This is a genomic window from Prevotella sp. lc2012, assembly GCF_900107065.1.
In the GTDB taxonomy this organism is placed as follows: Bacteria; Bacteroidota; Bacteroidia; order Bacteroidales; family Bacteroidaceae; genus Prevotella.
Genome location: NZ_FNUF01000002.1, coordinates 105,181 through 116,645 on the forward strand (window position 1 = coordinate 105,181; position 11,465 = coordinate 116,645).

The 11,465-nt window shown below is 52.2% G+C and carries 9 protein-coding genes; 5 read left to right on the plus strand and 4 right to left on the minus strand.

Going from position 1 to position 11,465, the window contains the following annotated elements:
* The first annotated feature begins 108 nt into the window (after positions 1 to 108).
* The 5 genes from BLU99_RS04660 to BLU99_RS04680 all read left to right on the plus strand — a co-directional run bounded on the left by BLU99_RS04660 (position 109) and on the right by BLU99_RS04680 (position 4,122).
* Complete coding sequence (locus BLU99_RS04660; protein ID WP_369807703.1) at positions 109 to 1,005, plus strand: cation diffusion facilitator family transporter; 897 nt, start codon at positions 109 to 111, stop codon at positions 1,003 to 1,005.
* A 106-nt stretch (positions 1,006 to 1,111) separates the two neighbouring features.
* Positions 1,112 to 1,429 carry a heavy metal-binding domain-containing protein gene (locus BLU99_RS04665; protein WP_091900389.1) on the plus strand — a complete coding sequence of 106 codons (318 nt, stop codon included), beginning with the start codon at positions 1,112 to 1,114 and terminating at the stop codon, positions 1,427 to 1,429.
* A 24-nt stretch (positions 1,430 to 1,453) separates the two neighbouring features.
* The gene (locus BLU99_RS04670) at positions 1,454 to 2,575 is read left to right on the plus strand and encodes a DUF418 domain-containing protein (RefSeq protein ID WP_091900036.1); all 1,122 of its coding nucleotides are present in this window, start codon (positions 1,454 to 1,456) and stop codon (positions 2,573 to 2,575) included.
* A 7-nt stretch (positions 2,576 to 2,582) separates the two neighbouring features.
* Positions 2,583 to 3,233: a CatA-like O-acetyltransferase, family 2 gene (locus BLU99_RS04675; RefSeq protein WP_091900037.1), complete on the plus strand. Its 651-nt coding sequence runs from the start codon at positions 2,583 to 2,585 to the stop codon at positions 3,231 to 3,233.
* Positions 3,234 to 3,243: 10 nt separating this feature from the next.
* On the plus strand, positions 3,244 to 4,122 hold the full coding sequence (locus tag BLU99_RS04680; RefSeq protein ID WP_091900038.1) for a PhzF family phenazine biosynthesis protein: 879 nt from the start codon (positions 3,244 to 3,246) through the stop codon (positions 4,120 to 4,122).
* 66 nt (positions 4,123 to 4,188) lie between these two features.
* Here BLU99_RS04680 and BLU99_RS04685 read toward each other — a convergent pair whose 3' ends face one another.
* The 4 genes from BLU99_RS04685 to BLU99_RS04700 all read right to left on the minus strand — a co-directional run bounded on the left by BLU99_RS04685 (position 4,189) and on the right by BLU99_RS04700 (position 11,450).
* Positions 4,189 to 5,508 (minus strand): serpin family protein, encoded by a 1,320-nt coding sequence (locus BLU99_RS04685; protein WP_091900039.1) that lies wholly within the window; start codon positions 5,506 to 5,508, stop codon positions 4,189 to 4,191.
* Between the two features lie 683 nt (positions 5,509 to 6,191).
* Positions 6,192 to 8,555 carry a beta-glucosidase family protein gene (locus tag BLU99_RS04690; protein ID WP_091900040.1) on the minus strand — a complete coding sequence of 788 codons (2,364 nt, stop codon included), beginning with the start codon at positions 8,553 to 8,555 and terminating at the stop codon, positions 6,192 to 6,194.
* Position 8,556: 1 nt separating this feature from the next.
* The gene (locus BLU99_RS04695; protein ID WP_091900041.1) at positions 8,557 to 9,765 is read right to left on the minus strand and encodes an esterase; all 1,209 of its coding nucleotides are present in this window, start codon (positions 9,763 to 9,765) and stop codon (positions 8,557 to 8,559) included.
* A gap of 119 nt (positions 9,766 to 9,884) precedes the next feature.
* On the minus strand, positions 9,885 to 11,450 hold the full coding sequence (locus tag BLU99_RS04700) for a RagB/SusD family nutrient uptake outer membrane protein (RefSeq protein ID WP_091900042.1): 1,566 nt from the start codon (positions 11,448 to 11,450) through the stop codon (positions 9,885 to 9,887).
* Positions 11,451 to 11,465: the final 15 nt, after the last annotated feature.

The following is an 11,465-nucleotide window of genomic DNA, read 5'->3' on the forward strand; positions in this document are numbered from 1 at the left end:
CTGTGTTCAAAAGTACCCGTCAACTATCCTATTCGTTCATTTTCTGTCTTGTTTGTTCATTTTCCGAAGACATTTAGATGATTTCTCGAATTAATGGCGTATTTTTGTATGCGAAAAGAAAAGATGGAAAGAAACAAGGAAATCTATAAGGTCACCCTGATAGGTGGGGCTGTCAATATTATCCTGTTGCTCTTCAAGTTCGTGGCGGGCATCATGGGACATAGTGCCGCGATGGTTGCCGACGCCGTCCACTCGCTCAGTGATTTCGTAACGGACATCATCGTACTCGTTTTTGTCCGCATCAGCGGCAAACCCAAGGATAAGTCGCACGACTATGGTCACGGCAAATACGAAACCCTGGCGATGACCCTTATCGGTGTCGCTTTGCTTGTCGTGGCAATAGGCATTGTCTATAGCGGCATGGTGAAGATTGGGGCATGGCTGGGCGGTCAGCAGTTGGAGGCTCCCGACATGCTGGCACTCTGGGCTGCCCTTTTGTCTGTGGTACTAAAAGAGGCAGTCTACCGTTATTCGATGATGGAAGCCAAGCTGCTAAACTCACAGGCTCTGGAGGCCAATGCCTGGCATCATCGCAGCGACGCACTCTCGTCAATAGGTACTGCCGTCGGCATCGGCGGTGCCATCTTCCTCGGTCGGCGGTGGACGGTTCTCGATCCTGTGGCATCTGTTATCGTTGGACTATTTATAATAAAGGTGGCAACAGACCTGTTACGTAATGGCATCGGCGACCTGATGGAGCAATCACTACCCGACGAGGTGGAACAAGAGATCCTACAACTCGCAGCATCCGTACCTGGTGTGGCAGAGCCTCATGATCTGTGCACACGTCGGCTCGGTAATCACTATGCCATCGAACTACATATCCTTATGGACGGCGACATCCCCCTAAGCGAGGCCCACGACAAAGCCTCCGAGGTAGAAGCTCTCCTCAGACAGCATTATGGAGAAAGCACTCACATCTCCGTCCATGTCGAACCGAAATAAAATCACCGGAGAAGATAAGAAGGCGGAAGCAAATCATGCGGAGTTATGCAACTTTTTCGTATCTTTGTCACGTCATATAAATAAAGATCTTAAAACGATAACAATTATGATACTTACAACAACCCCAACCATTGAAGGTCACACAATCCGAGAGTATAAAGGTTTGGTGACAGGCGAGACCATTATTGGTGCTAACATCGTCAAAGACTTCTTTGCAGGCATCCGCGATGTCGTAGGCGGACGCTCTGCCAGTTACGAACAGGTACTGCGTGAGGCAAAAGACACATCATTAAAAGAGATGATGGAGCGTGCCCAGGTTATAGGCGCCAATGCTGTTGTAGGAATTGATATCGATTACGAGACCATCGGGAGCAACGGTTCGATGCTCATGGTGTCTACTAGCGGAACGGCAGTAGTCATCTGATGCTATAGATACGTTATTTATCCCATGTATACAACTCGTCATCTCCCCAATACCCGAATCGATGTGGCCGATGCCCTAAGGGGAATCGCTGTGGCTGGCATCATCCTGTATCATTCTGTTGAGCACTTCAACATCTTTACCATGGAGTCGATAGCCCACACTCTGCCCTGCGACCAGCAGGTGGCCGATGTGCTGGCATGGCTGCTCTCTGGTAAGATGTATGGCATCTTCGCCATGCTCTTCGGACTGAGTTTCTTCATCATGAACGACAACCAGCAGCAAAAGGGGCGCTCGTTCTCTGGTCGCTTTGCCTGGCGTATGTGCCTGCTGTTTGGCATCGGCCTCATCAACTTGGCCTTCTACGATGGCGACATTCTGATGCTCTATGCGCTATATGGTTTTTTGCTCATCCCTATCAGCTATCTGCCATCGCGAGTCGTCTGGTGCATCCTTGTATTATTAGCCATCCAACCCGTGGAGCTCTTCTGTCTGCTGACTGGTCGTACGATTGATCATTCCACCATGTGGGAACTGTATAGTCGTATCAACAGCATGCACGAACATGGCTCGTTTCTGGAGAACACCATCACCAACCTCCGATACGGGTTTGAGGTGAATTTCAGATTCAATGTCTTCAGCGGACGTCTGACACAGCTCCTCTGTCTCTTTATCCTCGGCATGCAACTTGGTCGACAGAGGTTGTTCTACAACGAGGGACACAACTTACGCATCTGGCACATGGTCCTTTGTGCTTCGACGCTTATCGTCGTCAGCCTAAGCTTCATCGACTTCGGAGCACTTTCCTTGTGGGCCACCCCCATCTACAGTCTTTTGATCCTGCTGATGATTGTCTCGGCAGTGGTCTCTGCCTGGTATGCTTTCGGAGGTGTGCGCCGCGTACTTCATCACCTCTGCATCTTCGGCCGAATGAGTCTTACCAACTATCTGCTGCAGTCCATCATCGGCTGTGCCATCTTCTGTGGTTATGGTCTGGCCTGCTATCGACGACTCGGTACCACCTATGCTGTGATCATCGGCCTGAGCATGGTCATCTGCCAATACCTTTTCTGCCGTTATTGGTTTAAGAATCATCCTCGCGGCCCATTAGAGGGGCTCTGGCGGAAACTGACATGGATAACCATATAAGATCAGTATGAAACAAGAAGTAAACCCGCAGGAGACGTCTCGTGCAAAGGCCTTCGAGCTTTGGATGAAATCACCCATGCCGATGGTGACGCTTACCAAGACCTTCGACGTGACACATCTCTATAAGGTCAGCAAACGAAGGGGCATCAAATTCAACGTGCTCCTATGCTGGTGTATCGGCAAGACAGCCAGCAGGATCAAGGAGTTCTACCTGTTGCCTGAGAAAGCCCGGGCAGACGAGCAGAACTCAGGATTACTGGGGAGACTCTATAAGTTTGACAGTCTCGCCATCAATGTGATTGTCGACAACAAGGAAGGAGACATCAGCTCATGCGACATCCCCTATACCGACGATCTGGAACAGTTCAATACCGAGTACATGAACTTGACACGATTGGCCAGCGAGACATGTACGAGCTCCTTTCGCGACGACATGATGATTGTTGGAACCTCCACGTTGGTGGCCACAGAGCTCGACTGCATCGTCAATCAATACAGCAATGTCTTCAACAATCCCTTTCTGGCCTGGGGCAGATACAGGCACCGCCTGCTGAAGACCACACTCCCCATCTCGTTCCAGTTCCATCATGTGCAGATGGATGGCGGACACGCTGCCCGCTTCCTGGAAGACCTACAGAAAACCATCAAGGCGATATGAGCGTTATAAGATGAAAGCATACAAGTACATCAAGAGCAACGCCTTCACGACTGGGGATTCGCTTGGCAACCCAGCAGCATGCCTGTTCCTGGGCGACGCGACCATGACAGGCGAACAGATGCAAACGATTGCCAGCGAGCATAAAGGGTTCGTGATGGAGATGGTGTTCTGTGGACATTCTGATAAAGCAGATGCCAAACTGACCTACTACTCATCAGAGTGTGAGGTCGACTTCTGCGGCCATGGGACCATCGCCACCATGTATTCGTTGGTCAAGGACACCCCCGAACTGATGTCGAAGCCCGTAGTCACCGTAGAGACCAACCGCAAGGGAATAATCGAGGTGTATAACGCCATCAAAGAAGAAGATGCCGTCTACATCAGTGCCCCAGCCCCCATTGAGCATCCAACGGAACTCACGACAAGACAACTGGAAGACATCCTGGAACTGCCTGACAACAGCATCCGCAAGGACTTGCCCATACGAATCATTGACGCAGGATTGCGGACGCTTATCGTACCCGTCAAAGACCTGGCGACAGAGATCTCGGTCTACCCAGATGTGAACCGTCTGAAGACCTTCTGTGAAGGAAACGACATCGATATCATCCTTCTCTTCTCCAAGCAGACGGCCGATGCTTCGGCTTTCGCCCATTCACGAGTCTTCGCGCCAAGGTTCGGCTACCTCGAGGACCCAGCAACGGGCTCTGGCAACAGTGCCTTTGCCAACTACCTGTTAAGTGAGGATCTCTGGGACGGCCATCCTGTCACCATCGAACAGGGTGGCGATAATCGCATCTTCAATGCCGTCAGACTGAAGTACGTCAACGGAAAGGTTCTTTTCGGAGGAAAAGCCACCGTACGGATAGAAGGAACATATCAGATATAGATATAAGAGGATGTGTCATTCTTGACACATCCTCTTATACCTTATCAACACCAATCAAAGACTCATCTACTCGCCAGTAAACTTACCCACGAACAGGATGATGCCTGTTGAAACTTCACGTATCACATAGACGAAAGGCTTATTGGCATGGAAGATTGCCTTGGGATACTCGGGGGGATCTGACGGACCAATAGCGCTAGTAAACATACCAGCTATCGTGACTGCCGCAGCCTCCGATCCCTCTTCGCTGACCTTGATCTTTGCCTTCTGCCGCATCGTACCTATAAAAAGATTCCTATTTTCGCACATATTAGGTATCTGCGAGAGATCGGCATTGAAAGCTAGATTGACGCCCAACTTACGCATCAGCTGATTAAGCTTTCCATCCAGGTTATCGGTATCTGATGATGTCTCGAACCTAGGCAACTTCAGATCGACTTCATAGGGAGAATAAGTATCCGTACCACAGAAGTCGCGCCCCTCCGAAGCGTACTGGTTCACGCGCTTAATCACGTCGTCTGTTGTCTTCCCTTCCTCTGGCAGCATCACGGTCATCTCCCACGAGCCATTGCCGTAAGGCATCTTAATCGAAGAATAGACATCATCTTTGTGATATCTTATCAGCACTTTCTGGTGCATCAAGGGCAGCGTGAGATTGCCATTTAGACTGGCGAAGTCCTCTTCCTTGGTGTTCTTCTCGTCAAACTTCGAAGCCCAGTCGGCCTTGAAGTAGATAGCATTCAACAGATACGACACCGCATTAGGGGCTGTTGCTTCAATTATCTCAGGAATCATACCCTTGGTCTTGTCTTCACACCATTTGTTGATAACGGCAGCCGACTGTTGGGATGCGCTAAAGTCGAGTACCTCGGCCTTGGCATCATAATAGTCCTTTAGATCCTCCTCGAACTGCTTCTTCAGCGTGTATTGCTTGTTCAGGAAGAGGGCGTTGGCGATGTTCAGCGTCACCTTATTATCCACCTTTGGCAGATTGTCGATCAGGTTCTTGCAGAACTCGTTCACAGCCTTGGAACCTCCCTGAAGGAAGCCTAAGGTCTGCTCGATCTCCTCCTCTGTCTTACCTACGGCGGCATCGTTTACCATTCCCAATGCATAGGTGATGCTGAGTGGCGAGTAGATGAAACTCTTGCCGCTCTGATCAGCCTCGTTCGCTGCTTTCAGGAAGTTAAGAGTAAAACGGTTGTTGTCGTTGACGAATACCTGCTGCGCTTCAGTCAATACGATGCGGGTGTCCTCTTCCAACATGTTAATGGTTGCCACCGGCGCTTTTAACTCTCCAAAATTCTCTATGTCCGACGAGGAGCACGACAGCATCAATACAGCCAAAGCCGCAGCGGCCAGGATTGCAAATAGATTCTTTTTCATATCTGATACTTTTAGGAATGTTTCTGCTACTATAACACAGACAAGCGGCAATTCCTGCACGTCCTTGTGTTAAATAATCATAACGCCCTAGAAGTCTGGGCACGACAAGCTAAGAGAGAGGCTAACGAGTGTGACACACCTCCACGGCCCCACCGCGGTCCCTGAGCCTGTCGAAGGGAGTCCCATAGGGCCCATGGCGACTTTTCTTTACAAACGACCGCTTATAACTCGCGTGGTGATCAGGAGCATGGGAATGTGGGGCGTAGGCGCGAGTTTTGAGCAATTTCGATAATTGACTGATAATAAGGCAATTACAACTACACAAGAAAGGGGTAGGATTTTACAGTCAAGGAGATAGGCCTTATGAGTCGTGGAGATAGGGTTTACGAGTGTAAGAGATTATCTCTATACCCTATAAGGGATTATCCCTTTCTCTCGTAAGTGCCATTCCTTATGGTCGTGGAGACCATCCCTTTGACTGTTAGAAGGCACCCCTACCCAAAGTTGCCCTCATCTCTACGCCGAACAGGGGAAAAAGGCACTAAAAGTCCCCCTCGTTTTTTCTAGTTCACGACTTCGGACGAACGCTTTTTTCGGCACTTTTTTAGGACAAACGGAGAAAATCCCAGACGGTCATCATGTAAGACCGTCTGGGATTTGTATGGATATCGCTGCTCTGCGGATTATCGCTTCAGCAGATGGAGCTGTGTCTGAGGTTTCATGACATCGTTGACCTTCGTCTGCTGGGCCTTGACCTTGGCAGTAAGGGTAGCCTTGATATCTTGCGACGAGGCACCAACAAGCAACTGATACTCGCCCTCGGCAACGACCCAAGCCGAGGCAGCCTCATCGAACGAGGCGAGATCGGCCGTCTTCACACGGAGGGTCAGCGTATCGCTCTCTCCTGGCTTCAGGCTCTTCGTCTTGCCATAGGCCTTGAGCTCCTTGACGGGCTTGTTGTTGGTCTTGTTGTCAGGAGCAGAGACGTAGAGCTCTACCACCTCCTTGCCCTCGTGAGCGCCCGTGTTCTTGATGGTGACCTTAACGGTGATGGCATCGTCGTCGGCCGTACAACTGGCATCAGCGTAATCGAAGGTCGTGTATGAGAGACCGAAACCGAAGGGATAGGATACGGGCACGTCGAACGAGTCGAAATAGCGATAGCCCACATAGACATCCTCCTCATAGTCGGTATAGTCGACATTGCGGACGTTAGTACTCTTCTGTCCCTGGTTCATCATGTCGATACGAGGATCCTGGTCGATGGGGAAGTTCTTCGATGAGTAGACATCGGCGAAGTTCACGGGCCAGGTCATGGTGAACTTTCCGCTTGGCGACTGACGGCCACTGAGCACGTCGACCACACTGTTGCCGCCCTCCTGACCAGCCTGCCAAGCACAGAGGATGGCGTCAGGCAGATCCTTCCACGAGGCAGTCTCGATGACACCACCGATATTCAGCAGCACCACGACCTGCTTATTGGCCTTGTGATAGACCTCGCACACCTGTTCGATGAGCTTGCGCTCAGAGGGACTGAGGTTGAAGTCGGACACCTTACGATCCACAAACTCGCCAGAGATACGTCCCAGCGTGATCACCGCCACGTCGGAAGCCTCGGCCTGCTTGGTCAGCTCGTCGACAGAGAAGAGCTTCTCGGCAGGTAGCGGACGAGGCATGAAGCGCAACAGCATGGCGTTCTTGGGATCTTTCTTGGAGGCCGCCTCGATCTCGGCCTCGATGGCCTTCTTACAGTCGTCGGCATAGGTGGCGTAAGCGTTCTTCAGTTCGTCGGAGACGGTATAGCCACCGTTCTTCAGTCCGTCGAGCAGAGACACCACATAGGCATGGTTCACATTACCAGAGCCCGTGCCACCAGCGATGAAGTCGTAGGAGGTGTTGCCATAGAGAGCCACGTTGAGCTTTGAACTCTCTAATGGTAGGATGCCGTTGTTCTTCATCAGCACCATACCCTCGGCAGCACTCTGGCGTGTCACCTCGGCATGAGCCTTCAGGTCGGGCTTGTTGGTGTACTGATAACCCTGGAAGCGAGGACTCTTCTCGACGAGACTGAGTGTGCGCTGAACGCTGCGGTCGAGGTCGGCCTCAGCGAGCTTGCCGCTCTTTACGCCAGCCACGATGCTATCGAACTGCTCCTGCTTACCTGGCTGCAGCATATCGTTACCAGCCCACATCTGACGGGCACCGTCCTTACCACCAAACCAGTCGGTCATCACCGTTCCCTTGTAGCCCCACTCATCGCGGAGGATGGTCTGCACGAGGTCCTTGCTCTCTGAGCTATAGACACCATTGATATAGTTATACGAGGTCATCACCGTCCAGGGCTCGCTCTCCTTAATGGCGATCTCGAAGCCCTTGAGGTAAATCTCGCGGAGAGCTCGCTGAGAGATACGTGCATCGTTGTTCATGCGATTGGTCTCCTGATTGTTTGCCGCGAAGTGCTTGATGCTCGTGCCCACGTCGTTCTTCTGCACGCCCGTGATATAGGCGGCAGCCGTCTTACCAGCCACCACCGGATCCTCGGAATAGTACTCGAAGTTACGACCACAGAGCGGATTGCGCATGATATTGAGGGCAGGAGCCAGCAGCACGTCGGCGCCATATGCCTTCACCTCCTCGCCAATGGCCTGACCAACCGCCTCGACGAGTTGGGTATTCCATGTCGAGGCGAGCAGGGTGCCGATGGGGAAATGGGTGCAGTAGTAGGTCGCTGAGTCACCCTCGCGAGTGGCATCGATACGGAGTCCGGCAGGACCGTCGGCCAGTACGATGGCAGGGATGCCCAGTGAGTCGAGCGGATAGGTGGTACCAGCGGCACCAGGTACAAGACTGCGTGTGGCACCGATCACGGCATCATTGCCAGAGAAGCCGGCCATGCCAGTGCCTATGACGAAGTGGGCCTTGTCTTCAAGCGACATCCTGGCCATCACCTCTTCCTGGTTGATCTTGTTCTTGGGGGCCGACTTGTCGGCTGTGGCACAGCCCACTGCGACGATGGCTGTGGCGAGAAATAAAGCGGTTTTCTTCATGTTACTTAAACAATAAGGGAGTGAATTCTGAAAGATAGATACGCCAGTTGCGCCAGATATGACCACCATCGGTCTCGAGGTAAGTGTACTTATGCCCTTTCGAGTCGAGATAGGCACGCAGGTCGTTGTTGTTCTTGATCAGGAAGTCGGTCTTACCGATACCGATCCAGAAGAGGTTGGGCTTCTTGCTGAAGAGGTTGTCGATCTTCTGGTTGCGGTCGGCATAGATATTAGGGAAGCCACCCTGACCGTTCTGCTGCTGATCCACGGCAGCAGAGAACAGGCCGATATAACCAAACATATCGGGATTGTTGATCGAGACGAAGAGACTATGGAAACCACCCATCGACAGACCAGCGATGGCACGGTGAGACTTGTCCTTCTTCACACGGTAGGTCTTCTCGATGAAGTTCACCACATCAGGAAAGGCCGTCTCGAACGAGCCCTCCATCGTCTTGGGGAGCATCATCGTAGGCACACGGAAGCCCTCAGAGGTCTCACCAGGACAAGCCTCCTGCGAGATGTTACCGTTGGTCATCACCACGAGCATCGGCTCGGCCTTGCCCTGGGCGATGAGGTTGTCGAGTATCTGGGTGGCACGCCCCAGTTCGCTCCAGGCGTTCTCGTCGCCACCGATGCCATGCAACAGGTAGAGTACGGGATACTCCTTGCCGCTGGTCTCGTAGCCGGCAGGGGTGTAGACCGTGAGGCGGCGCGTCAGTCCGGCTGTAGGACTCTCGTACCACACCTTGCTCACAGTGCCGTGAGCCACCTTGTTGACCTTATACAGATCAGCGCGGCCTTCTCCACCAATGAGCAGCACACTGAACAGGTTGTTGATGTCGCGGATGTTGTAGACGTTCAGCGGATCGATGATCTTCACACCGTCGACCAACATATTATAGGTGTAGAGTTCCGGCTTCAAGGGCTCAGAGGTGAAGCTCCACACACCCTTGTCGTCCTTCACCAGATCGACAACACCAGGCGTCTCGTAGGAGTTACCGCCGAATTCCACTTTCTTTGCAGGCAGGAAGTCGCCCGTGATCTGCACCTTCTGGGCCTCGGGGGCAATCAGGTTGAAGGTCACGGAGTTGTCAGCATTCACCACGGGCGAGGCCACCTGCGGTCCCTGTCCCCAACTTAGGTTCTGCTGAGCTTTGGCTGCCATGCCCATCAGGCAGAAGGCAGCGAGAAAGAATAACTTTTTCATGATGAGATGATTTCTTTAAGATATTGATTGGCGCAAATATACAAATAATTTCAACACAGAGGTACAGAGCAACAGAGTTTTTTCTCTGCATCCCCGTATCTCTGTGTCTGACGATTCATTTACCAGCCTGTGTTCTGATGCATGTTCGGATTCAGTTCGAGCTCTTTCAGAGGAATGGGCAGGAGCATGTTCTTATCCTGGAAACCATACTTGGTGTTCTGCCAGTTCCATTGCACACCGCTGACCGTGAAGGCCGGTACCTGCTTGCCCTGCTCGCCCAGCGCCGTCTTGGCATCGCCCCAGCGCACAAGGTCCTGATAGCGCACACCCTCGTTGCATAGCTCCAGACGCTTCTCGGTCTTGATATCGTTGAGGGTGACCGTTGTCAGAGGCGTCTCCTTGGCGCGGGCACGGACCATATTGATATACTCAAGAGCCTTGCTTGTGTTGCCGGCCTGCAGATTAGCCTCGGCTGCCAACAGCAGCACCTCGGCATAGCGCATCACCTTGAGGTCGATGTACTGTCCGATCTGGAAGTACGACATATCCATGATACAGTCCTCTCTGAATGCCTGGTTCTTCCAGAAGAAGTATCCCTCGTTGCCATAGACAGACTTGCCTGACTGTACCTGCACTCCAAAGGCCTTGAGCTGGTCGTAGTTCATGATGGTCTTGCCGAGGCGGTAGCCGTCGGCACCCTCCCATGCCACAAAGGCTTCGTAGAGCGACTTACGGGGATTGCTGAAGCCATAGTTACCGATGGCAAGCTTCATGATGGACTCACCACCATAGGAGAGCTCGCTGGTGCGCCAGCCCTGCATGATGTACACCATATCGAAGGAGTTCCACAACTGCTCGGGGTCGTTGCGCTTCTGCAGTTCGAAGAGCGACTCACAGTTGTTGTTGGCGGCTGCATGGAACTGGTCATCGTACTCGCCAGCGAACAGGGCATACTTGTTAGAGCTGATCACGTTGTCGAGCATGATAGCCGCCTCACTGTTCTTACCTTGGAAGAGATAAGCCTTACCGAGAAGAGCCTGAGCCAGTTCCTTGGTGACACGGATACCTGTCTCCTGATCATTCGCATCGCTCTTGGATGGTAGGGTTCCTGAGTTGATGGCCTCCGTGAGATCCTGCTCAATAAAGGCCCAGGTGTCGGCAGCAGTACCGTTAGCCTGACGATACTCATCGGCAGCGAGCAGATGGTCCACCTTCGGAGCCGTACCCCAGAGGGTGACGAGTTCGAAGTGCCCGAGGGCACGGAACACCTTGGCCTCGTTGATGGCGCGTTTCATGACTGGGGTGTCGCCCTCGGTCTTATCGATAATGAGGTTGGCCTTGTAGATGATGCCATAGAGACCAGAGTAGAGACTCTCGATCATGCCGTGGTTGGAGTCGAAGCTATACTCGTTGAGTTTCTCCATCTCACCGTTGTCACCTCGCTGGCCGCCGCCGCACCATATATCGTCGGAGAGCAGGTTCTTTACGAAGAACCAGTTGTAGTAGTTCGATTTCGCCTCCAGATACAGGGAGGCAGTAGCGGTATTTATGTTCTCGTCTGTGGTATAGTATGTGTCCATGCTACCCATATTGCCGTGCTTCTCGATGTCGAGCTCGCTCTCGCAACTGACGTTCATCAGCGACAAGCCGCCCAGCAACGCGATATATAAAATGTTCTTTTTCATAACTATTTTCCTTTT

Coding starts and splice junctions, on each gene's coding strand:
- BLU99_RS04660 (WP_369807703.1), top strand. CDS start 109: ATGCGAAAAGAAAAGATGGAAAGAAACAAGGAAATCTATAAGGTCACC.
- BLU99_RS04665 (WP_091900389.1), top strand. CDS start 1,112: ATGATACTTACAACAACCCCAACCATTGAAGGTCACACAATCCGAGAG.
- BLU99_RS04670 (WP_091900036.1), top strand. CDS start 1,454: ATGTATACAACTCGTCATCTCCCCAATACCCGAATCGATGTGGCCGAT.
- BLU99_RS04675 (WP_091900037.1), top strand. CDS start 2,583: ATGAAACAAGAAGTAAACCCGCAGGAGACGTCTCGTGCAAAGGCCTTC.
- BLU99_RS04680 (WP_091900038.1), top strand. CDS start 3,244: ATGAAAGCATACAAGTACATCAAGAGCAACGCCTTCACGACTGGGGAT.
- BLU99_RS04685 (WP_091900039.1), bottom strand. CDS start 5,508: ATGAAAAAGAATCTATTTGCAATCCTGGCCGCTGCGGCTTTGGCTGTA.
- BLU99_RS04690 (WP_091900040.1), bottom strand. CDS start 8,555: ATGAAGAAAACCGCTTTATTTCTCGCCACAGCCATCGTCGCAGTGGGC.
- BLU99_RS04695 (WP_091900041.1), bottom strand. CDS start 9,765: ATGAAAAAGTTATTCTTTCTCGCTGCCTTCTGCCTGATGGGCATGGCA.
- BLU99_RS04700 (WP_091900042.1), bottom strand. CDS start 11,450: ATGAAAAAGAACATTTTATATATCGCGTTGCTGGGCGGCTTGTCGCTG.